The organism is Desulfobacter sp., assembly GCA_028768525.1.
GTDB lineage: Bacteria > Desulfobacterota > Desulfobacteria > Desulfobacterales > Desulfobacteraceae > Desulfobacter.
The window spans coordinates 1,383,537-1,407,260 of record CP054837.1; the positions used below are offsets into that span (position 1 = coordinate 1,383,537).

Consider the following 23,724-nt stretch of genomic DNA (forward strand, 5'->3'; position numbering starts at 1 on the left):
GCAGATGGCTGGTTATATCCTAATTGCCGCCTTCAATCAACAGATTCTGCAAAGCGGTCTGCCGCCGGCTGATGTCCTGGTTGCGCACGGCCATGCCCAGGGCCCTGCGGGTACCCACAAACACCGCCAGCCGTTTGGCCCGGGTGATCCCCGTATAGATGAGATTCCGGAAAAGCATTTTAAAGTGCTGGGTGAGCACCGGAATGATCACCACCTGGAATTCGCTGCCCTGGGATTTATGGATGGTAATGGCATAGGCCAGGTCCAGTTCCATGATGTCGGTCTGTTTATAGTGCACCACCCGGTTGTCCGGGAAAAACCGCACCGCACAGGTGACATCCATGGTATTGATCTCCACGATGGTGCCGATATCCCCGTTGAACACCCCCAGATCGTAATTGTTCTTCCGGTGAATCACACGGTCTCCTGTCCTGAATATCCGCCGCCCCACACTAAGCTGTTGCTTGCCCTTGGCAAAAGGGTTGGCCGCCTCCTGAATTTCCCGGTTCAGGGCCAGGGTACCCAGGCTTCCCCGGGTCATTGGGGAAAGGATCTGGACCTCTGCGTTGGGGCCCATATATTTGGGAATCCATTCCATATACAGCTGCTTGACTGCATCCAGGGCTGTAAGGCCGTAATGAAGGGAAGACCAGGGATGAACTTTTTTCACAACCGCCATGAGCTCACCGATGCCGTCCCCTGCGGCGGCCAAGCGTTCCAGATCCACATGGGCGAATTTTTTGGGCACCTGGATTTCCGTGTCGTAGGGCGCAATCTCCTCGTTTACCCTGAATTCAAAGCAATCATCCTCCGAAACCTGCCCGGCGGCCGCGCCCCCGTTTTCGCCGTATATCCGCTTTACCCGCCTGATGAAATCAAGCTGTTCTTTTGTGGCCTGGTCCGAATCAATGAATAGGCAATCGGTGTTATCCGTCCACGCGGCCGGCGTTTGAAAAGGGGATTTGATCCAGGGCATCTGCCCGCTGTTAATCTGATGGGCATATTTGATGATCAAGGATTCTTTGGCCTGCCGGAAGACCTGGGTCAACCTGAAGCAGGGCACCCGGCCCGAGGCAATAATATCCTTGAGCACATTGCCCGCCCCCACCGATGGCAGCTGGTCATAATCGCCGATGAAGACCACCTGGGCCTCCGGGGGCACGGCCTTGAGCAGGGACGCGGTGAGATTGATATCCAGCATGGAGCATTCGTCCACCACCAGGAAATCGGTTTTCAGGGGGGTCTTTTCATTCTTCTTGAACTGCCCGCCTTTCCATCCCAGCAGGCGGTGGATGGTTTTGGCCTCACGGCCGATGACCTCGCTCATGCGCTGGGCGGCCCGCCCCGTGGGCGCCGCCAGCAGCACCCGGCGGCCCATGGCCTCCAGCAGTTTGACCATGACCCGGGTGGCCGTGGTCTTCCCGCATCCGGGTCCGCCGGTGAGTACGGAAAACTGCTCCATGGCAACGCCCTGGACGGCGTCTGCCTGCTCCGGGCTGAGCTGCATCTGCCGGGCCTTGCAATAGAGGCTGACCCAGCGCTCCACCCGGGCCCGGTCGATCTGCCGCTCCGGACCGGGATCGTTCACCCGCCGGGCGACATAGGCTTCGTCATAGTATAGGGATCTGGCATAGTAGCATGGGACAAGCGCGCCTTGGCCCTCCGGCACCTCCGGATCCCTCAGGTCCCGTCGCATGAGCTGGCGGGACTCTTCCATCTCGCAAAGCAGGGTATCCAGCTTGTCTGAAAGGTCTAAAGAGAGCAGATCTTTTACCTGTTCACGGATCTGGGGAGCGGTGAGATAACAATGGCCGAAATCCCGGGCCGCGGACAGGACATGGCGGATGCCCGCCGTAATCCGCTGGAGGCTTTCCTTTCCCAGTCCGATGCTCAGGGCCACCTTGTCGGCGGTAAAAAAACCGATGCCGTAAAAATCATTGGCCAGGCGGTAGGGGTTTTCCGTGGTCCAGGCAATGGCATTGTCCCCGTATTCTTTGTAAATTCGTACGGCAAAGAGGGTAGAAATCCCGTGGGACTGCAGGAACATCATCACATCCCTAATGGCACGGTGCTCCTCCCAGGCCTGGGAAATCATGGCCAGCTTTTTTTGGGCAATGCCCGGGACTTCAGTGAGACGATCAATCTGCCCCTCAAACACATCCAGGGTATTGTCCTTGAAATGGGTGACAATCTTCTTTGCGGTCTTGGGGCCCACCCCCTTTATCAGGCCGGAACCGATGTACTTTTCCAGGGCCGAGGCCGTGGCCGGTTTATTCTCCCTGGCATGGACCGCCTTGAACTGCCGGCCGAATTTGGGATGGACGGCCCATTCCCCGGTGAATTCCATGGTGGCGCCGGCAAAAACCTTTGTCTGGTGGACCACCACGGTTTCACGGCTGTTGGGGGCGTCAAAGGGCAACACCTTGAGCACGGCCCAGCCGTTGTCCGGATTATGGAAGGTGACCCGGTCCACCACCCCCCTTAGGGTTTCATGGATATGGGGGCCTTTGTCCGGCATATGGGAGGTGTGATTCATGGCCGGTTATCATAGCGGACACCGCCGGTTTAAACAATGGTTTTCCGCGGTTTAGGGCCACAGTTCCCTGTTCAAGCCCGGATTTATGGCACTCTATTCAAACGTTTCAACGAAGAAAGACTCATGCCAAGACCGAAGTTCAGAAAAAGGTTTAAGTTTCAAACCTTTAGATTATCCCCTTGACTGCCTGGCTATGTTGATCCAAAAAATTTATGAGGTATCCCCGCCAATTTGCCTGAAATTCTGGAGGTTGGTATTGATATTCTTTTTATTCTTTGTTGTATTTTGCTTAAAAATAGGGGAAGTTCCTATTTTATTAATCATTTCGTCTGATCGGCTTTTTTTCTTGCCTAAACTCATTTTTCCCTGATACAGCTAATAGTTATGGTGCCGGGATCAGGCCGGCGATTATATTCCAGATGTTTAAGAATCGTTTTTCTGCAGGAATCGTTTAACCTGCATTTATCCAAATATCACCAAGGAGGCCACATTGAAGATTAAATCCATCATTTTTTGTATGGTCGCATGTTGTTTCGTTATCGGGGCTGCGTCCGCAGCGATGATCGAAGGAAAGCTCCCCGGACCCATGGCAGATGAGTTTACCCTGTTTCCCGGTTTAAAAGTAATTCGGGCCCAGTCTTCACCGGACGGCAGCCATGTGGCCCAGGTGAGTTTCGGCCAGTCATTGCTTCCGGATGTTTTTGAATACTACAAAACCAAACTGACTGAAAACGGTTATACCATCAAACATACCATGCAGGAGCGTTCCATTATTGCCGAAAAACCGAATATGAATGCCGTGATCAGTCTCGACACTCAAAAAGGGGAAACCGTCGGCATGCTGGCCCTGGATGTCAAACCTCCTCGCCCAGCCGCGTCAACACCGGTGCCACCAGTTGTTTCTCCCAAACAAAAAGAACCGGAAGGAAAAATGAATATGGCCGGGCTGCTCGGCGGTAAAACCAAATACCCGGCAGAGCTGGCTGCCATTGTCGACCTCTATCCCGGCAGCAGCATCATGCTCAGCCGGGAAAAAGGTAAGGATGTCGGAGTGATGATGACGGCCAAGGGTGTCCCTGCTGCCGATGCCGTTCTTTTTTATAAGACTGAAATTCTCCAAAAAGGGTGGGCATTAGCCTTTGATGAAGCGAACGAAGGTGGGACCGTATTGGGATTCACCAAGGAAAGCCGGGAGGTGACTGCCGTCATCCGGGACGCCGGCGAAGCCTTGATCATTACTCTGGATCTTAAAAAATAAAACAGGGTTCATTTTTCCTGTCCACCGGCATATCCTGTCCGGTCTTCCGAATATTTGAGGAAAACAATATGATACAACGGTTTGGGAATATGTTTTTTTGCCCGCTGGTCATCTGCCTGACCATGATCGCGGCCCCGGCGATGGGGGCAAACCTGGAAGCCAGGTCCTTTTTAAAAGAACCGTCCAGCGGGACTCATTTTAACGGTAAACTGGTGCAGTTTACCGTTTTATCCTGTCCTGCAGGACCGGATAAAACCTTATTTTATGTTCCTCAAGCAGGCGAGGTTATCCTGGATGCAATTAAGGGAACCGCAGGGGTACCTGACGGGTTCTCTGCCGTCCCATCGGACAAGGGGATGAGTATTACCTACACCGCTCTGGAACCAATAAAAGGGAGCCGGGTGGTTCTGAAGGCCCTACAAAACAAGTGGACACTGAAAGCCAGTTGGCAGGATAATCTTTTACTGGTATCCATCCCTTTCCCGCCTGGATTCAAGCGGCCCCAGGGCAAGACGGTTAAGACACTGGCATCAAAAAAGCCGATAGAAAAATTACCGCCAGTTACATCCCCTGCCCCGCAGCCACCACCAGGGGTTCCCGGAAAAATGATGCCGCTAAAAGCCGGCCTGGCCTGGCACCCGGGACGGAACGGGAAAGGGCTTGCCCCTCCCCAAGTCAAAGAAACCAGGGTGCCGGCCGTACAATTTCCAGGAGTGACCCCTCTGGGCAAGGCCTACAAAGTTGACATGACATCCCCGCCGGCCTATCCGGTAAAGGTTTCATTTCCCGTTCCCGCCTCCTGCGGGGACCGGTTTGAAAAATTGGTGGTCATCAAGATATCGGGCGACAAAGAGAGCCTGGTGATCCCCTTTGAGACCGACCGGGTGCAACGCCGGGCCACCATTTTGTGCCGGTCTTTTTCCACTTTCATCCCTTCGGTAATGGGCGACGAATTTGATTACGATACGGGCGAAAATATCTGTATTGACTTGAAACCGGCGCCCGGGTGCGAGGAAAATCCGACAGATATCCAGATCCAGATTCGGGGAGAGATGACGGTTGGCACGGAAGTCAGGTACGAGTTGAGCCGGCAGGGGGTCGGTATGTTCTGCCCTAAAACAGACTTTTACCGGGGTAATTACAGTTTTGAAAACATCGAAGGATCCAGCGAACACTTTCAATATACATCGAACCCCGAGACACTGAATTTTTCAAGCGACGGATCAAACCAAATTGTTTCGGAGTTGAACGGACCGGTCGCCCATGGCAATAAAAGAAACTTCCCGTTCATGATCGTTCCGGAAAACGGTCGTCTGGAGGGGCGTGTGACAGACCCGAAAGGCAATCCCCTGGCTGGCATCCATGTGGAACTGAATACCGCCAAAGGGCTGCTTGAGACCCATTCCGGTGCGGGGGAAAAATTTACTTTTGAAAATATATTCCTTGAAGATCCGATAAACCAGCCCAAGGAATCGATTCCCTATACGCTCCGGGATGAAGAATTGGAATGTGATCCTGTTGAAGGGCTGTTTAAGGTAACGGGCGGGCAAACCCTGAAAACGGATGTGGTTTTTGATGGAAAAGGGTTTATCGCCGGTAAGATTACCGATGAGGACGGCGGCGTGCTGGACCCTGTCATCGTCATTGTATCTCCGGCCTCCGGCGACAATATCACCTACACGGGCTCCGGGTATTACAGCATTGGGAATGTACCCATCGGCCGCGCTGAAGTCACGGCCATGTGTCCGCAGCAAAACGGTCGCCAGGCCAAGATGATAGACATCAAATGCGCCGCCTCGGATTTGGATGTGCCGTCAACGGATTTTACCCTGAACTGCCGTGACGGGATCGTTTTTAAAATTTTCGACAACGGGGCTTTTGAGGCGGATTCCGACCTGCATACCCTCCAGGTCGACACCCAGGCCGACATTACCCTTTTTCTGCCCAGGGGAGAGGACCAGGCCTCCACAGAGGCGACCTATGATGTGAACCACCTGCTGCGGGGTAAAGCCGGCACCACTCCCAGCTATACATTCACCCCCCAGGCCTACACCATTTCCGCTACCGTACGCTGGTCCGTAACCCGTAAAATGGATCGTCACAGCTTGGTGGAATACTGTATCCGGCGGGAGGTTGTGGATCGGGCACACAGGGATTTTACAGTGCAGATCCATGACAAGGGGGAGACCATGGCCGTCGAGATGCGGTTTGATCCAGAAATCGACACGGCCCTGGGGATTTCACCAGAGACGTATTATTTAAAAAAAGGGAAGAAAATTAACGAGTTCCCCTTTGAGCAGTCGTACCAGGGCACCAGCAGGTTGGGGCACGCCCCGGGCCTTGTCCCGGGCGGCCTCAGGGGGGCAAGCCAGTACCGGGCAACGGTGCGGATACTTATGCAGGAACAGTCATCCAAGCCCCCTGGCGCAGAGCGCCAGGAGCCGGCGGAGGCACCTGCCGAACCTGCCCGGAACCCCGAAGAATCATCCAGGATCAGCAAATAATGCGGTTTCCCGTTCACATCCCACAATTTTTTTAAAATTTTTGGCGTTGTGCAGGAAAAACAATATCAATCCTGGCCGAATTTAAACCCTTTCAGCTTTTTGCCAAGCCCCTGAAGAGTTTTTTCGATATTCTCTTTGTTGATAAATCCCTCTTCACCGGCCTGCCCCGGAGTGCCGGTCTGGACCTGACTGTTCTGTCCGGTTTGACCCTGCTGCTGTGATGCGGCCTGGGAGGCCTGCACAGGTGGTTTATCGTCATCCCTATTCCTGTCTCCAAAATCCATGCCCATGGCCGCCATGATATTCTGGACCTTTTTATATCCTTTGGGCAGTATGAATACGCTGTCAGCCGGGGCCCCTTTTTTGATATGTCTCATTTCACTGGTATGCCCCTGTTCACTTTGGACTCGCAGGGGCATATCAAATTTATCGCTCTGCCAGATCAGCGTTTTAGTGGTATTTTTCATACCGTAAATTTCCGAGGTCATCGTGATTTCCTTTTTGGTGCATTTGTACCCGGAAACCTTTTCCGTGCCCAGTTCCTTTACCTGCTGGGCATTGTTGAAATCCCCCATGCCCTTGAAAAAATCTTCATCCTCCTGTGTCGTCTTGTAATACAGTTTTTTATCATGGTTGAAAATATAGTATTCGTTTTTGTCATTAAAGGAAAACATGGACAGGTTGGCCGCAGGCATATGCGGGTTCATGCCCGCACCGGGCATCCCGTCCATCCGCGTCGCCTTCGGCGTGACATAAAATTTGATGGTGTTTACTACTTTACCCTCTTTGGACAACTCGACCTGGTCTGCTGTGAAATTATCCACCTTCCCGCCGAACAGGGCGAATGCAGACTCGGCAATGATAAAAAGAAATAAAAAAATCACTGCCGTAATCAGGATGGGACACCATGTGCCGCCTTTAGGATATGTCTTCATGAAAGCCTCCATTATTCAAAAGCCTTGTCTTTATTATCCTCAAAAATTTGCCCCGGTCACTCATGGAAGACATGGCGCCTGTAACCGGGTCTTTTTAGACCTATACGGGGAAAGGCGCTTCCCACAGTGCGCAGAGGAAATCTGTACAGGACGCCCCCCGGACAGGCCCGGCCGTCCAGTTCGGGGCAGCAGCACCGGCACTCATTTGCCCCTCATCACCTTGATATTTACCTTGAATTCCCCTGTGTTGTGGTACTCATTTTTAAAAGAGCAGTCGTTGATGCCGATGAACAAGGGGCCTCGTTTACCGGTAACCACCCGGCTTCTGCCGATGGGGAACATGCCCTGGCTGTCCCGGCCGATCAAAGCGGCATGACTGACCATGCCCATGGGATCCCCGCAGTAACCAAAGTCCATTCCAATATAGTCTTTCTGATACCACTCCACCTTATACCCGTCCGGGGTCACCCCGGAGTGCCCCTCCCCATTGGAAAAAAAGACCTGGCCCGAGGCATTCACCACCACCTTGTCAGAGGGCTGGACCACCAATCCGGTACTCTGCCAGGCATTGTCCCCTTTGATCACCATCATCTTTGCATCCACCTTTCCGGCCTGGAGTTTTTTATCTCCGGCCAGAACAACGGCCTGAAAAGAGGCTGAAATGGTCACCATGACCACCAGCAAGATGCATTTTTCAATCGTTCCCATGAATTCCTCCTTTTCCACGGCCGGGATCAATTATCCCTGCCGGATCCGATTCTTGCCCTCACCCCGGTGCCTGCTTTTTTATGAACCAGGAGAAAGCAGTCGATTTTTTCTTTCAGGATCATCACCGGATCTCCTTTGTGTACATCGGCCCTGAACACCTTTCGGGCAGTTTTTTCATCTCCCACCCGGGTCTGAATCTGCCCTCCCGTGCCCATGGATTCGAGCACCTTTGCCGGGGCCTCCACGCCGGTTTTCAAATAAAAATCCTGGACATTCACCTCAATGTAAAAATCCTGGACATCGACATTGACGTAGAAATCCTGGACACCAACATCCATGGCCCGGACTGCCACCGGACTGTACGGGCCTGTGACCAGAAGACCCAGGACAAATATCATGGTTAATTTAACTTTCTCTGCCATGCTTTCCCTCCTTGTTTTCACCCGAAAAGCCGGGCGCAGTTGCCATGGGAGCCAAGCCGCTGCAGAGGAATGTCCATCGCCGTTCCCCCGCGGCCTGCCTGGCCGGCATCTCCTTTCCTGTAAATTTGTCACGTCAATTTCTTTTCCTCCTCCACGGTGCACCGTGACGATGCGGTGTGCCACAGAATCATTGTTTTGAGCGGGTTTTCAGTTACTGCCCATACCTGAAATCATCGGCATTGATATGGCCCCAGCCACCGTTGTGCATATCCGAAATAACGATCTGCCCCTGCCCGCCCCGGTAGGCGGACACATCCCAGGTACGGCGGGTCATGGTTTCCGTATTGCTGCCTGTTTGCGTATAAACGGCCTGGCCGTCAATGACCAGAGAAACCGTCTCCTTGCCGGGCTGGCTGCCGCCGCCGATAAGAAAACAAATTTTATCCTGCCGGATCTCAAAGGGAACAGAGGTCAGGACCCCGGTGGGCCGGTCCCCCTGGCGGCCCCCCGGTTTCTCACTGCTGTCTCCCTGGTATTTCTCATAGGTACCGATCCAGAAATCGCCCTGGTGGTGTGACGCCATGCCCTTCCTTCCCCGGGCCAGGGGATTGTCCCCCCGGGTAGGCTGGAAATCAAAGGCATCTCCTTCTCTGGTCCAGTTGGTGAGATCCCCGGCTTCAAAATCGGAGTTCTCAAACAGCAGGGACGGATCATGGGGCATTTGGGCTGGCGGGCTCTCAAGCACTGTCTCCCGGGGCTTCAGGGGGGCGCCCCCACCGGCCAATGTAAAGGAAAGCCGTTCTTTGCCCCACCACGCCATCACCTTTTTACCGGCCGGATCATCCACCAGGTCTGCTCCGGAAGGCGAAAGCCGCGTAAGGCGGTTCATCTCCACGGACATGCCGTCCCCACCGGAAAGCGGCCGGGCATCTTCGGCATCAAACATGCGACAGGCCGACACATCAATCAACGCCGTCCCAAGATCGGGGTTCCGGATCAGGTAATAATGGTCCGCATTTGTCCGGGCCTCAAATACCTCCCATTCAATGGGATCATCATTATAGGTCATATCCGTTGCTGCAGCCTGAACAAATGTTATTCGGCGATTTTCCTTTACCGGCGGTTCTGTACCGCTGTCTTCTTCCTGAACCGGTGTATGAACCGTTTCAGGTGCCACAACAGGGCCCGGTGCATCTCCCTGATCACCTGTCAAGCCTGCCGCTGCCATACCCCCATCCGCTGAAGCACCCGATTCGGTTCGCCACTGTCCCTTTTCATACACAAGGATGCCGTGACCCGGCCGGACACCCCCGGGATTGAACTCCCATCTGCTGCCGCCCCTGTAAATGAGCTGGCACTGGGTATCGTTCTTTTTGTGTCCGGGAAACCCCAGGCGGGACAGTTTTTCGGGATCAATGATCCGGACATCCACAAAAGAGACCGGTTCAAACGCCATCTCATAGTGGGCCGCCATACCGGTCTGGGCCATCATGTCGTATTGTATGGCGCTGTTCCAGGTATATTTGCCTTCTGGTGCCGGCGGCACCTTGTAGGGATAGACCTCATCTGCCCGGGTATTAAGCTGTATCACGATCTCCTGCCCGCCATCGGGACGGCTCATGGGCTGCAGGCGGACCAGGTAGCGCCCGGTTTCAATACGGGTGGAGGAGGTCCTGTAAGGTCCCTGTCCAAACTTGAAGCCATACTCCCCAAGAATGGATTGGTCCTGAACCATGCCAAGGGCGGTAAGGTTCACTCCCATCATTCGCCAACCAAGGGAGAGACACCCGATATCCTGATTGACGAAACCGGCCCACTGCTGTTTTATAGCGGCCTCGGAATCGGTATCGGCTGCTGCACTCTGGCAGAGTGTGGCCACTGCTGCCAGCATCAAAAACAAGAACATCTTTATCTGCTTCATTGTCTGTCTCCTGTTCTTTTATTATATTCAACGGCAAATGGCATGAAACTTCTCAATGCGCTGTGCATACTGTGCATTAATGATTCCTGCCCGCAACAAGACACTGGATGAGCTAATTATTTCAATTCGTTAAAATGAAGCCCTGGATCACTGAAAGAATTGGGCCTGAATCAAGATAAAAAACACATATCACTCCTTGAGCAGAAGTAGAAGGAAAAAATCGCGGCGCCTCAGATGACAATTCAAAAATATATAAGATCCATTCAGCGTATACAAAGGCACAAGGTTCTGAAAATGCCCTTATAGAACAAAACCAGCGGTCTCTTAATGGAATTAAGGCAAATATGATCAAAATTCAGGCTGCGGTTGAATTCGAACGATATATGGAAAAACACAGAGAGCGAACTCAAGAATTTCTCGATTCTATGGTTCCGGAACCGTCCCAAGACGATGTGGGCGGAATGGCTGGCATAAGCGCAAGGTAAGCATATTAAATATTTGGGATGATATATTCCGACGGTCTGACACAAAAGCATATCGCCGCCCCCGGAAAAAGAGGCGGTAGTCCAAAATCAGTGTTTGGCAGTAAGGCTGGTGGAAAACGCCCTGAATACCTTTGATGAAAATTTGCCCTGGAGGACCTCCTCTTTGATAAGCTGGAGGGAATCAAAGGGGGGCTTGGCCTTGCGGTAGGGTTTTTCGCTGTAAGTCAGCGGCTCGTAGCAGTCAATCAGGCCGATGAGCTGGCTTTCGTAACAGGCATCGGTCCGGCCGTAGGGATAACCGCTGCCGTCGATGCGTTCGTGGTGCTCCTGGGCCACGGTGGCGACCAGGGGATCAAACCCGGGCTGTTTGACCAGCAGGTCACAGCCCTTGGAGGGGTGGGTGGCGTATTCCTTGAACTCCTTCTCGGTAAGCCGTTTATTCACCTTCAGGATTTTCCGGTCTATTTCGGTGATGCCGATATCGTGGAAAAGGGCACACAGGGCCAGGCACTTGATGTCCTCCTCCTTCAATTCATAAAAAAAACCGTACCTGAAGGTAAGCAGCATTACGTTGACGGTGTGCTCGATAACGGTTGCAGTGGTCGTCTTGATTTTCAGAAGGGTCTCAACTAATTCTGTTTTTGTGGAAAATCCTTTAAACATGAGCTCAATGGTTTCCGGAATCGCGGATAACGCCTCTGCATTTGCATGCTCAAACGCTTCTTTGATAATCAGGTTCAGGGATGTCCTTATGTTAACCAGATCACTGGATAGGATTTGCTCAGCCAACTGCTGATTCAGCTTAACCACAAGCTCTTTGATTGCCGCCCCCTGATCACTCTTTTTGATAAAAAGCTCAGGATGTTTCTTATCACTGAGCCGGGGCGCGTCCAGAAGGGTACCGGCCTTTTTGTAAAGGACATATGCGCCCTCCTTGGACCTGCAATAAAGGGGGACATCCTTATACAGGTAAATCTGTGATTCCCTGACCCCGACGTAATCTTCCATAAATCTGCTGATATCTCCAATGGGTTAACTAAAAATTGAGGTCATTATAAACCGCTTAAGTGCAATGTCAATGCACCAGGCGGTTCACCTTGACATTAATTCCTGTGAAGTGGTAAGTGAAATCCATGATCTAACTCATAAAAGAGGCATTCATGGATACCCAGAAGACCCCTGAGTCCCATATGGACGAACAGCTCTCCGTCCGGAAAATGCAAAAGCGGAATCTCATCTCCCAGTGGGCCTTTGACTGCCGGCCCATCCTGGGCCGGTTCCATCTCTGGCTTGAAGATGTCCGCATCAATTGGCTCCGTGACGACGCCCGTCCCGGAGCAAAATCCGAAATGATGGATTCCATCTCCTTCACCGACGACCGCACCGAAAGAATGCTGGCCATGACATCGGCGGTAACGGCGCTGGGCACACGGCTTTTCGGACGGTACGGGGAAGGCCGGGGCCTGTCAAAAAAAGAGTTGAATCTGGTTAAAAAAGATGCCGACGCCATTTCCGCCTACGCCATGAGCGAAAGCCTCTGGTATCTGAGCCGGACCCTGCCCGAAAACCATGCCATCATGGTCTGCCTGGGGGAAGGCCTCATGCCCAAGGCAGGGGAAACAGCTGAAATGGGGGCCAATCCCCTCCTGGGATTCGGCCGGGTCTATGCCCGTCCCCAGGTGGCCAAATTTGTGGAATCCTGTGTGCTGCGCCTGATCAATGACCCCGATTACCTGTGGGTGGATTTCCGGCGGGCCATTACCAAAAAGGATATCACGGTGTGGGGGGCGGCCATTGACACCCTTGAAAACACCTCCCGCTTTGCCAAGGGGGAGCCCACCGGCCCCATGAGCGTGTTTCACCTGTTTGACCAGCCCCTGATCATTTCCGACCAGTACGAAGGCTATGTTGGCTGCCTGCTCCTTCCGGCTACCGTTGTTGAAAAGGCGGCTGAACGGTCCGTGCTGGTCAATTATTTCACCCCCAGGCAAATGGTCATGGACGCCATAAAAAAGGCCTACCCCGGCATTGAACCGGGCCATGTCCATGTCTGGACCCTCACCGGGGAGCAGCGGCGCACCCGCATCGGGAAACTCTGGGAAGAATGGGACGCAACCGGGGCCCACCTGGTGGACGGCGGCTGGACCCTGCCCACGGGAATGGCCCCCTTCACCGATTCGGGCACCTACGCCCCCACCTTTGCCGTACAGCCCTGGACCGAGGACGACGGCAGCACCCACCTGCTGGTGGTGGACGGTTATGCGGCCTCTGCCGAGGCCATCCAGGCGGCCAGCCTGGCTAAAATACTGAACCTGGATGTATCTTTAGCCGTACTCTCCTCCAAGTTCAAGCTGGACTGCCATAAGGATGCGGCCGCCATGAAACTGGACCCCGACGACAATAACTTTGCCCGGATTCTGGAGGACAGATTCTTTGATGCCGCCGTTGACCCCGAACTGGTGGATATCTACAGGGACAGTATCATCCTGGCCCGCAACGCAGGAATCCCCCTGGGCCCGCGCACCGTGAGCGCCTCGGATCTCATCGCGGAAAAACACTGGCAGACCCTGGCCACCTCCGGATATATGCTGCCCGACCCCTATTCCGGCGCCGACGGGGTGACCCAGATTTCAGAAGACACCTGGGAAGTCACCGTGCGCATGACCTCGGACCACGGCGACAAGCACATCACCTTTGCCCTGCGCCTGGAAGAACCCGCTGACCAGAGCAAACTGGTTTTCTCTCCGTTGCTGAACCGTTTTTTCAAAGGAGAGGACTATCGGACCCGGGCGGTGAAAATATCCGACTCCGGCCGGATCCGAAACGAATTGATGACCCTGTGCACCGACGCCCTGGAGCATTTCGGCCCCAAGGTGGTGCTCAGGTTTGACAAAATCTCCAAGGCCACCATCACCCTTGAAAAGCAGGAACTGCTCAAGGAAATCCTGGCCTGGTACAAGGAACATTACCCCATATGGTTTGACTGGCTTGAACTCTCCGCCTGATTCCGTGGAACCGGGCCCCGTCAGATTAAGAATCCCCACCAGAATTAATGATAAGGAATTAGATTATGGCACTTGAAGTGATTTTTCCCGGGAATAAAAAAGTAGATGTAAAGGTCAAGGACTTTCTGATCAAAACCGACCAGAGCAAAAAGAACGATGGGGATGAAACCGCCCCTGAACCCTTTGCCCTCTTCCTGGCCAGCCTTGCATCCTGTGCCGGCATCTATGCAAAATCCTTCTGTGATACCCGGAAACTGGATTACACCGGAATGAAACTGATGCTCACCCCCTATTTTAAGAAAGGGCAGAAACACATGGAAAAAATTGAGATCATCCTCCATGTGAACCAGAAATTCCCTGAGAAATATATCAAGGCCGTGATCAAGGCCATGGGTGCCTGTGCAGTAAAAAACCAACTCCACCCGGATATCCTGTCAGATATCCAGGTGGCCTACCTGCCTGAGTAACCGCCGCCGGGGCCCTGGCCTGAAATCCAGGGCCTCCGTCATATCTGCTTAATATTTTTTTCCCGGTTCATTCGCTCAATACTTAAGATGGCATGTTTTTTCACATTGGTGATATGCCGGCTCAGCACCTCGGCTGCCCCATCCGCATTTCCTGCGGCAATATGCTCGTAAAGGCGCATATGTTCGTCGTCCACGGTGTCCATGGGCGTCACAAAAAGAATATTTCCCCGGTATTTCAGATAAAGCAGGTCAAACAGGAATTTTAATGTATTGATCCGGATCTGGTTGCCCGAGAGTTCGGCCAGAGTCAGGTGAAACTCCATATCCTTGAGAAGCCGGTCCTTGAGAAAGATATCCCGTACCGCGTCCAGATGGTTGTCCAAGGCTTTTTTAAGCCGTTTAAGCCGGGTCTTGGTCATCCTGGCGACGGTGGCGGGCAGCAGGGAGACCTCAATAAGCTCCCTGAACTCGTAGATTTCGGTGATCTCTTCCAGGCTGATGTTCTCCGTGTAATACCCCCGGTTGGGTTCATGGCGGACCAGGCCCTGGAACTCCAGCCGCTTGAGGGCCTGGATCACCGGGGTGGTGCTCATGTCCAGCCGCTTGGCCAGATCGCCGTATGATATCTTCTGGCCGGGAATGATTTCATTGAGAAAAAACATCCGCCGGATGCCCATATAGGCTTCCTGGGTAAAATCTTCTTTTGTTTTTTTCTTCTTCGCTGTCGTTTTTTTAGCGGTTCTATTGCTTGTCATACCGCATAATTATATCAAGGCAATTATAAAATCAATAGGATTCCACTGTATTTCCCCATGAAATATTTAAAAAAATAGAAAAATATTTTAGTCTCTTACGCCTTGACAACTATGGGTTTTACCTGTACACAGAAAATTATTTGATCAGATTTATGATTAAATAACAGATTTGATAAACCCATAGACATCTTTCAAGGAGAAACCACATGGCATTTGCATTTATGGAAGGCAATGAAGCCGTTGCCAGGGGGGCCATGGCAGCGGGCTGCAACTTCTTTGCCGGCTATCCCATCACCCCGGCCACCACCATATTCAACAACATGCTTAAAATGCTGCCCCCCACGGGAGGCATCTGTGTCCAGGGTGAAGACGAAATTGCCTCCATGGGGTATTGCATCGGTGCGGCCATGGCCGGTAAAAAGGTGCTCACCGCCACCTCGGGGCCGGGCATCAGCCTCTATTCCGAACATATTTCCTTTGCCATCGGCAGCGAAATCCCCATGGTCATCGCCGATGTCCAGCGCCTGGGACCCTCCACGGGCTCGGCCACCCGGGGCGCGGACTCGGATATCCAGTTTCTCCGCTGGGGCTCCACTTCCGGGGCCCCGGTCATTGTTCTGGCCCCCAAGGATGTGAAGGACTGCTATGCCTTGACAGTGCACGCCTTTAACTATGCCGAAGAATTCCGCTGCCCCGTATTCATCGCCTCCAACAAGGAAATCGGCATGACAAAGGAGAGCTTTGACATGGACGCCGTCCGACTGCCGGAACGGGTCGAACGGAACCGGTTTGAGGGGGAAAACTTCATCCCCTTTGCCGCGGAACCGGACAAGGCTCCGCCCTTTTTGCCCATCGGCGGGAAAACCCTGGTCCGCCAGACCTCGTCCACCCACGGACCGGACGGGTATATCACCATTGATCCCAATACCATTGCCGCCTGCCAGGACCGGCTGAGAAATAAGATCCATGCCAAACGGAACGAAATCTCCCTTTACGAGGAAAACCAGGTGCCGGATTCAGACACCCTGGTCATCTCCTACGGCATTACCTCAAGGGCAGTTGAAGATGCGGCCGCAGCCATGGCCCAAAAGGGGCGGCCCGTATCCACCCTCTCCCTGAAAACCCTGTGGCCAGTTCCCGAACAGGTGCTTACGGAAGCGGCCCAGCGGTTTAACCGCATTGTGGTGATTGAGATGAACCTGGGACAATACGTCAATGAAATCCGCCGGGTGCTCCAGGGCAAAAAAGTTGATTTTTACGGACAGATGAACGGGGTATTGATTCCGCCGGCAAAAATTATGGAGGCCATTGAAAATGACTAGTTTTTTAAATAACAACCGCCCCCCGGTCTTCTGCCCGGGATGTACCCATGAGCGCATCACCAAAGAGCTGGACAAAACCCTGGTCAACCTGGGGCTGGAGGCGGATAAAACCGTCATCGTTACGGACATCGGCTGTTCCGGCCTCTTTGACACCTTTTTCAACGTCCACGCCCTCCACGGGGTCCACGGCCGTGCCCTGACCTATGCCGCCGGCCTCAAGCTGGCCGATCCGTCACTGACAGTCATCGTCACCATGGGAGACGGAGGCCTGGGCATCGGCGGGGCCCATGTGCTGGCCGCCTGCCGTAAAAATCTGGACCTCACCCTCATCATCCTCAACAATTTCAACTTCGGCATGACCGGGGGCCAGTACTCGTCCACCACCCCCACCGATGCCGTGGTGGGCTCGGAATTCCTCAACCAGGCGGAAATCCCCATTGATATCTGCCGGGTGGCCAAGGCCGCCGGCGCCACCTATGTTTCCCGGTATTCCGGCCACGACAGCGGCCTTTGTGATGAATTCGGCCGGGCCATCCGCCATAAAGGACTCGCCGTGGTGGAAACCTTAGGCATGTGCACAGGCCGGTATACCAAGCGGAATAAGCTCACCCCCAAGGCCATCGATGAAATGATCGAAAAACTGCCCAGGGAAACCGGCCTGGTCAAGGAGAACCTGCGTCCGGAATACGGGGAGCAGTACCGGGCCCTGGCAGCGGAAAAACAAAAATTCCCCGCCCCCCTGGTCATTGAAAAAAGCTATTCACTTGAAAACCCCCGGCGGCAGGAAGTGGTCATCCTGGGATCGGCGGGCATGAGAATTGTCACGGCCGGGGATATTGTCTGCTATGCCGGCATCTCCGCCGGCCTCAACGCCTCCATTAAAAACGACTACAATATTACCGTGCTCAGGGGGCAGTCGGTTTCCGAAATCCTGCTTTCCCCGGATAACATCGGCTATACCGGCCTTGAATCCCCGGCCGTGGTCCTGGCCCTCAGCGACGAAGGGGTGGCCAGGCGGCAGAAAATCTTTGCGGGCCTTTCCCCGGACACCTTTATTCTAAAAGAAAAAAGCGTGGCCATTCCCTATACCAGGGCCCGGGTGGAGGAGGTGGATTTCAAGGCCATGAAAATCCGGAAACCCGACTGGGCTTTGGCCTCCCTGGGTATCCTGGCCAGAAAAGAACTGGTGCTGACCCGGGATATGCTGGTGACGGCCCTCAAATCCCGGTTCAATGAAAAGGTATTTGCCCTGGCCATGGAAACCATCGATAAAGTTATTTAGAGTTAATTTTAGTCTGTATTGGTTTATATAAAATTAAACTATTGACCAAAACAAACCTCAACCATTAAAAGACTCCTTAAATACACCAATTTAAGGAGTCTTTTGTATGTACGGTCACCCCTCTGCAGTCAAGCCCTCCCCCCGGCACTTGTCCACGGGCAGGGTTCCTTTTTGGCTGAGGCAGAAATCCCTGATATCCGTATCTGCCCATACCCTCCGTCCGGGCGGTCTCACCCTCACCCGGCGGGCTGTGGAAGTCTGTGATTTCAAGCCCGGGGACAGGATCCTTGATGTGGGATGCGGCTACGGCATGACACTGACCTATCTGCTTGAACACCACGGAATCCGGGGAACAGGCATAGACCCCGATCCCGGAATTATCCCGGGCATGGGCCAGGCCCCCGCGCCCCGGCACCCCGGCCCGGCCCCCGCCGTTCTCAGGGGCGCCCTGCCCTCACTGCCTTTCTTGCCCGAAACCTGGACCGGAATCTTTTGCGAATGCGTACTCTCCCTCTCCCCTGACCCGGCGGCCTGGCTCTCTGAATGCCATCGTCTCCTGGCGCCCAACGGCAAACTGGTGCTCACGGATCTCTACATTAGAAAATGGTCGCCGCAGCGCTGTAAGGCGCCCGGGCCGGATGACGGGGAAGGCGCCTGTGCCGCCGGCGCCCGTACGCTCATGGAAATGATGACGGACATTGAAAAAACCGGATTCAAAATCGATATTCTTGAAGACCATACCGGCCTGCTCTCCCAGCTGGGCACCCCCAGCGTGAATAACAAAACCGGATATTGCATGATACTTGCCGGGAAATACCATTAACCCCGGTAACCCCGCCCGTATCAGGCAGCAGGAACATCCATTATTTCAGGGCCCGGAAGGCCTCAACATCGGCGGCCAGCCTTTCCCTCAAGGGCGTGGGCGCACTGCAGGCGGCAAGGACATACTCCGCCGTATTGAGAATGCTCTTCCACCGGGGCCGTGCAGGCAGGGACTCCAGGGAAAGGTATTTATCAAGGGTCTGGGTCCTGACCCATCCGTCCTTTTCGATGTATACATTCCACAGCCCGGATTTTTCTGCCATTTCCGCCTTGGAAGTTCCGGTGGAAACCGACCAGTACTCAATGGACCGGTTCATGATATGAACGGCCAGGGACCGCTTGTCAGCTGTTGCAGACGGCCCCGGGGAAGGAAGCCGGTTTAAAAGCCGGTCAATGGATTTCAGGGTACCCTCCCCCCGGCCCGGCACCGCCAAATGATCCAACAGCGCCTCAAACTTCATCATCCGTTCCCGGTTCAGATTCAGCCGTTCAATGAAGGATGCCGATGGCAGGTCCCCCTCTCCGCCGTTCATCCCACCGGCGGGTTTCAACACCATAAGGCGGAAGGCCTCCTCTTCCAGGTCCAATGGGGATATCACAACATCCACGGACACAGGGGCCCGGTCCGGCAGATGGATCTCGATGCCGCTGAGGCTGGAGGCAGGGGAGGACAGGCAGGGAACCAGAGGTGCAAGGCATGGGATCTCCTTGAATGAGGAAAGGGCGGCTGTCCCCAGAATCCGGTCCGCCGACTGCCCGGTAAAGGTCTCAAATGCCCTGTTGACAACCCCGATTTCCCCAGCCCCGTTCACGCCGATCAGGGCGTCATCCACCCGGTCGAGCATGGATGAGAGCCGCCGCTGCATCAGCCGCAACTCCAATTCGCGCTTTTCCCGCCGCCGAAGTTTCAGGGTCAGGGCATCGACTGCGGCAAAAGCCGTTGAAAACCGCAGGGTGATGACAAAGGAATGAAACAGGATGAAAATCAGAATCCCAAGGGGCACCAGCCGGGTGGTATCCAGGATATGAAGGTCAGAAAGCACGTCATTGACCGCAGTAAGGGCAAGAATCAAATATCCGGGAAAGAGAAAACGGGCTGTTTTTTCCCCCTGCATCCACCGTTTGACCAGCCGGGCAAAGACGTAGAGCATTGCACTGAGAGTCACCGGCATGAAGCCCAGGACCACAGGATCGTAGGCTTTTGTACCGGGTGTCGCAAGAAGATATAAGACAAACACCCCGCCAAGGCCGCCGTAGCATTTGTTTATTACTGGGGCATAAGGTTCCGGAAACATCCTGTGAAAAAACATGACCAGCAGCGGGGCGGCCAGCCCAAAAGGCAGAAGGGTCATGTCAATGGAAAGCCGCCAGGGAAGTCCTGGAAAAAGATAGGCCATGAGGCATCCGCCGTTCACCCCGAATAAGGTCTGGACGGCCAAGAGGAGGGCATAGGCGCCGAATATCATCGAAATCTGCTCCTGACGGCGCACCAGGTAAATCAGGATGTGGTAGATGCCGATGATCATCAGGCCGGCCCCAAGCACGCCGGCAGTAATCCACTGCCGGTCCGCCATTCGCCGGATCCCGGATTCGGTTCCCAGCCACACCGGCGTATTAATGCCGCCCTGGGAATTATGGAAATTGGAAACCTGGATCAGAATGTCCAGCACCCCGTTGTCCGGCGGCGGAAAGCATAAGGCCAGGGCGTGTTCAACAGGCTGTTCGCTCTTTTTGTCGGCGCCGGGCATTCCCCTGGACACCAGAAGACGGCCGTTTACAAACACCTGCCCTGCTGAAAGAATATCGTTGATGAACAGGCCGCCGACACCTTTTCCGTCAAGGCCGGTCACACGCAGCCCATAGGTGGCAAAGCCGGTTTTTCCACCCGGCCCGCCGGGGGTATGTTTCCACAACCCGGGCACCGGGTAGTATGCCCGGGCCGCCGCCGGTGTGTCCGGGGCAACCCTTTCGGGCCCCATAAATTTTCCCCAGTAAAAGGCCCAGTCACCGTCAAGGCGGACCGGCCCCTCTGCTTCAAAATCCCATTTTTGCAGATCCAACTGCCCCTTTTCAGCCCGGGGCAGGAGGGCAGCGGAACGGCAGCCGGTGGCCCCAGCAAGGGCCAGCAAGATAGCCATACACAAAAAGACTGCCCGAAAAGGGCCTGATGTTCTAAGGATACCGGGATTCATGTTCAGCTCAGCAAAGTTTCCATCTCGGTTTTACAATTTCAACAGCACATGCACGGCAACTGCATTACCCTCTGGGTTATTTTTTGTCAAGGATACACGAACCTGCATACCGATCCCCATGCAAACGGCAACTTCCGGGTCTTGGCAGTGAGGGCCCGCCGTTCAAGGCCGGGATCTTGCCTCTCTTTCAGCCCCCTAATTAAAGGAAAAAACTTGCCAAATATCCCGGAGTAAGTTTATTCTCCAATATCTTTATTTTGCACGGTGCAGTTTAACCGAATCAACGGAATTGAATCAACAAGGTTCAAAAGTGAAATCATCCCTTATAATCATAATATGCCTGCTATGCTGCACAACGGCATCCCGCGCCAATGGCCTCATGGAATTATCAAGTCTCAAAGATCCGGTTTCAGAAGTGTCCGAAAGAATTTTAACACAGGCATATAAGCGAATCGGCATCACCCTTAAAATACGAAAATTCCCTGCAGAAAGGGCTTTGCTCGCATCAAACGCCGGCAGCACCGACGGAGAGGTGAACCGGATACGGGGAATCGATAAAAAATATGCCAATCTGATCATGATCCCCACACCAGTCAACTATTTTGAAGGCGTCGTATTTACAAAAAATTTACCCTTCACCCTAAACGGATGGGACAGCCTCAGACCCTACAGGATTGTAATGCGAATCGGAAGTAAGTTCGCTGAAAAAAATACCCAAGATATGACCACCATCAAAGTGCCGACCTATGGCATGGCGTTTCACCTGCTGGACATAAACAGGGCTGATATTTGTTTAGCATCCCGTTTGACCGGGCTGTTACAGATAAAGAAACTTCATTTAATGGGTGTAAAGGCCATGGAACAGCCGTTAGTAAAAAGCCAATTGTATCATTATGTACACAAAAAGAATAAAAATATTATACCGAAAATCAATGCGTCGCTGATTAAAATGCACCAGGAGGGATTAATAGAAAAAATCAGGGCCCAATACATAGAGGCAATCACAACCATAGGCGGTGCTGTGAAATCATAAGTCTTTGGTTAGGTCCCCCCTTTCCTGTGGCACCGATATTCAGATGAATTGACCCCATGCGAAATTTTCACCGTTGACACAACCGCCCCACCTTGGATATACAAAGGCGAATTCCATGCACGACTAAGAGACCTACATTTATAAACTAAAATTCTTCAGGACCGGCCATGAAGCCTATGACGATTTTCACCCGCCTGGTCATCGGAAATATTATTATCCTGGTGCTGATCCTGGGCATGGGTGCCCTGGTATCCTACGACCTGATGCGCCTCCAGTCACTCAACCGCGATATCCTTGGGCGGCAGCAGGAAAGCCTGGCCGGGACAGAACAGATTGAAGAAAATTTCCAGCGCCTGGTGAGCTTTGATGAAAAATTCTTCGTCACCCGGGACCGGGATTATTTTAACCGGTTCAACCAGCAAAAGATACTGGTGGACAACGCATTCAAGACCCTCTATCCCTTTTTGGAAACCATTGGGCAGAAATCAGGCTTTGACCGCACTGTGAATTCATTCCAGGCCTATCTGGCCTGGTTCACCGCCAATGCAAAACCGGTGACAGAGGATACGGTGCCGGAGTTCGACACCCTTTCCCGCCAGCGCGGCCCAATGAAGGTCAGGGTACTCACCGGCCTCATGGCCATGGAGGCGGCAACCCGCAGCCTGGTGACCCGAAAAACCGAACGCTCAGGCGAAATGACCCGGCAGATATTCTTTATCACGGTAGTGACCACGCTTCTGACCGTATTCACAGGAATGATGATCACCCTGATCAACACCCGGTCCGTCCGCAATGCCGTGGGCCGGCTCCAGGTACAGACCCGGGACATCTCCCGGGGCCGGTTCGAAGAAATCAAAAACATCCAGGGGCCCAAAGAGATTCAGGATCTGGCCGACCATTTCAACCTGATGTGCCGGCGCCTCAGTGAACTGGATGAACTCAAGGCAGATTTCATCAACCATGTCTCCCATGAGCTGCGGACCCCCATGACTTCAATCAAAGAGGCGGCCGTGATGCTTTCAAAAGGGTATTACGCAAATCAGCCCCAAAAGCAGTCCCAGCTCTTTGAACTGATCAACGGAGAATGCGCAAGGCTGCTCAACTCCGTCATGCGCCTCCTTGATTTTTCAAAAATGGAAGCCGGAAAAATGGAATACCGCAAGGATCCTGTCCAACTGCCGGATGTGCTAAGAAAATCCATATTACGGCTGGCCCCCCTGGCGCAGAAAAAAAAAATTTCCCTGGAATTCGAACCGCCCCGGTCTGACCTTCCCCGGATCTGCGGGGATGAGGACAGGATGATTGAGGTGATGGACAATCTGATCGGCAACGGATTAAAGTTCACCCCCGAAGGCGGCACCGTCACAGTGGACTGCAGACTTGAGGGACAGGGGGATATTCTAAAGGTCAGGGTGACAGACGACGGCCCCGGAATTGCCCTTGATCATCTTGAAAAGATTTTCTATAAATTCAACCAGATTGACTGCGACCAGAACACTCGGATGGGGACCGGACTGGGACTGTCAATATCAAAATACATCATCAGTGCACACGGAGGAGACATATGGGCAGAAAATGTGGAAGCAGGCGGCACCCGGGTTTCGTTTACCTTGCCTGCATCATCCTGACGGGGACACTGGTATCGGGCTGTGCCCTGAAGGCGACCTTCAAGAGCGCTCCCTCCCCCGATCAGATGCGCCTGAACCGCCACCTGGTCGATTACGAGACCCAGATTCAGGATAAAGCGTTCCAAGAGGCCGCCCGGACAAACAGCCTGATGCTCAAACTGGTTCAAAGCCGGGAAGGCGAGCGGTCAGCTGCCGAATCCCAGGAAATTATACTGCTTCGCACCGGGAGGGCCCTTTTAAACCAGATCTTATCCGACCAGGCCAGAAAGGCGGATCTTGCGGCCCGGGCCGATAAAACAACCCAGCTATTGACGACAGAGGCGGATGCCGTAAAAGCCCTTGAAACTGAAATCAAACGGCTGAAAGCGGCCGTCCGCAGTCTCGAACAACAGAACAACGGCCTGGAAAAACAGCTGGAACGAATGAAACAGATTGACCTCAAATAAAGG

The 23,724-nt window shown here is 53.6% G+C and carries 18 protein-coding genes; 10 read left to right on the top strand and 8 right to left on the bottom strand.

Translation table 11 applies throughout. From position 1 onward, the window contains the following. Positions 1-19: 19 nt before the first annotated feature. Positions 20-2,536 carry an AAA family ATPase gene (locus HUN04_06350; GenBank protein ID WDP89364.1) on the bottom strand — a complete coding sequence of 839 codons (2,517 nt, stop codon included), beginning with the start codon at positions 2,534-2,536 and terminating at the stop codon, positions 20-22. 586 nt (positions 2,537-3,122) lie between these two features. Between HUN04_06350 and HUN04_06355 the strand changes: the two genes are divergently transcribed. Further along, a complete protein-coding gene (locus HUN04_06355) occupies positions 3,123-3,794 on the top strand; it encodes a hypothetical protein (protein ID WDP89365.1) in 672 nt (223 codons plus the stop codon). 605 nt (positions 3,795-4,399) lie between these two features. Beyond that, a complete protein-coding gene (locus HUN04_06360; protein WDP89366.1) occupies positions 4,400-6,298 on the top strand; it encodes a carboxypeptidase regulatory-like domain-containing protein in 1,899 nt (632 codons plus the stop codon). A gap of 65 nt (positions 6,299-6,363) precedes the next feature. Here HUN04_06360 and HUN04_06365 read toward each other — a convergent pair whose 3' ends face one another. The 5 genes from HUN04_06365 to HUN04_06385 form a co-directional block, all read right to left on the bottom strand. Next, positions 6,364-7,233, bottom strand: a complete 870-nt coding sequence (locus HUN04_06365; GenBank protein ID WDP89367.1) for a DUF4412 domain-containing protein — start codon at positions 7,231-7,233, stop codon at positions 6,364-6,366. Between the two features lie 201 nt (positions 7,234-7,434). After that, the gene (locus HUN04_06370; protein ID WDP89368.1) at positions 7,435-7,941 is read right to left on the bottom strand and encodes a hypothetical protein; all 507 of its coding nucleotides are present in this window, start codon (positions 7,939-7,941) and stop codon (positions 7,435-7,437) included. 26 nt (positions 7,942-7,967) lie between these two features. Then, a complete protein-coding gene (locus HUN04_06375; protein WDP89369.1) occupies positions 7,968-8,363 on the bottom strand; it encodes a hypothetical protein in 396 nt (131 codons plus the stop codon). A gap of 211 nt (positions 8,364-8,574) precedes the next feature. After that, positions 8,575-10,284, bottom strand: a complete 1,710-nt coding sequence (locus HUN04_06380) for a hypothetical protein (GenBank protein WDP89370.1) — start codon at positions 10,282-10,284, stop codon at positions 8,575-8,577. Positions 10,285-10,856: 572 nt separating this feature from the next. Continuing rightward, positions 10,857-11,777 carry an HD domain-containing protein gene (locus HUN04_06385; GenBank protein ID WDP89371.1) on the bottom strand — a complete coding sequence of 307 codons (921 nt, stop codon included), beginning with the start codon at positions 11,775-11,777 and terminating at the stop codon, positions 10,857-10,859. 209 nt (positions 11,778-11,986) lie between these two features. Between HUN04_06385 and HUN04_06390 the strand changes: the two genes are divergently transcribed. Then, positions 11,987-13,774, top strand: a complete 1,788-nt coding sequence (locus HUN04_06390) for a hypothetical protein (protein WDP93183.1) — start codon at positions 11,987-11,989, stop codon at positions 13,772-13,774. A 65-nt stretch (positions 13,775-13,839) separates the two neighbouring features. After that, on the top strand, positions 13,840-14,241 hold the full coding sequence (locus tag HUN04_06395; protein WDP89372.1) for an OsmC family protein: 402 nt from the start codon (positions 13,840-13,842) through the stop codon (positions 14,239-14,241). Positions 14,242-14,279: 38 nt separating this feature from the next. Here the strand turns inward: HUN04_06395 and HUN04_06400 are convergent, their stop codons facing one another. Continuing rightward, complete coding sequence (locus HUN04_06400; GenBank protein WDP89373.1) at positions 14,280-14,996, bottom strand: GntR family transcriptional regulator; 717 nt, start codon at positions 14,994-14,996, stop codon at positions 14,280-14,282. Positions 14,997-15,202: 206 nt separating this feature from the next. Between HUN04_06400 and HUN04_06405 the strand changes: the two genes are divergently transcribed. From HUN04_06405 to HUN04_06415, 3 genes are all read left to right on the top strand, one after another. Then, positions 15,203-16,318, top strand: a complete 1,116-nt coding sequence (locus HUN04_06405; GenBank protein ID WDP89374.1) for a pyruvate flavodoxin/ferredoxin oxidoreductase — start codon at positions 15,203-15,205, stop codon at positions 16,316-16,318. Next, complete coding sequence (locus HUN04_06410) at positions 16,311-17,600, top strand: 2-oxoglutarate synthase (GenBank protein ID WDP89375.1); 1,290 nt, start codon at positions 16,311-16,313, stop codon at positions 17,598-17,600. Before HUN04_06405 ends, HUN04_06410 begins: the two co-directional genes overlap by 8 nt. Positions 17,601-17,706: 106 nt before the next feature. After that, positions 17,707-18,423 (top strand): methyltransferase domain-containing protein, encoded by a 717-nt coding sequence (locus HUN04_06415; protein WDP89376.1) that lies wholly within the window; start codon positions 17,707-17,709, stop codon positions 18,421-18,423. A 40-nt stretch (positions 18,424-18,463) separates the two neighbouring features. Here HUN04_06415 and HUN04_06420 read toward each other — a convergent pair whose 3' ends face one another. Next, positions 18,464-20,560, bottom strand: coding sequence for a hypothetical protein (locus HUN04_06420; protein WDP89377.1), 2,097 nt, complete (start codon positions 20,558-20,560; stop codon positions 18,464-18,466). 433 nt (positions 20,561-20,993) lie between these two features. Here HUN04_06420 and HUN04_06425 point away from each other — a divergent pair, with 433 nt between their 5' ends. The 3 genes from HUN04_06425 to HUN04_06435 all read left to right on the top strand — a co-directional run bounded on the left by HUN04_06425 (position 20,994) and on the right by HUN04_06435 (position 23,721). Next, a complete protein-coding gene (locus HUN04_06425) occupies positions 20,994-21,647 on the top strand; it encodes a transporter substrate-binding domain-containing protein (GenBank protein ID WDP89378.1) in 654 nt (217 codons plus the stop codon). Between the two features lie 167 nt (positions 21,648-21,814). Continuing rightward, positions 21,815-23,275, top strand: a complete 1,461-nt coding sequence (locus tag HUN04_06430) for a sensor histidine kinase (protein ID WDP89379.1) — start codon at positions 21,815-21,817, stop codon at positions 23,273-23,275. After that, positions 23,212-23,721, top strand: a complete 510-nt coding sequence (locus HUN04_06435) for a hypothetical protein (GenBank protein ID WDP89380.1) — start codon at positions 23,212-23,214, stop codon at positions 23,719-23,721. Before HUN04_06430 ends, HUN04_06435 begins: the two co-directional genes overlap by 64 nt. Positions 23,722-23,724 lie beyond the last annotated feature (3 nt).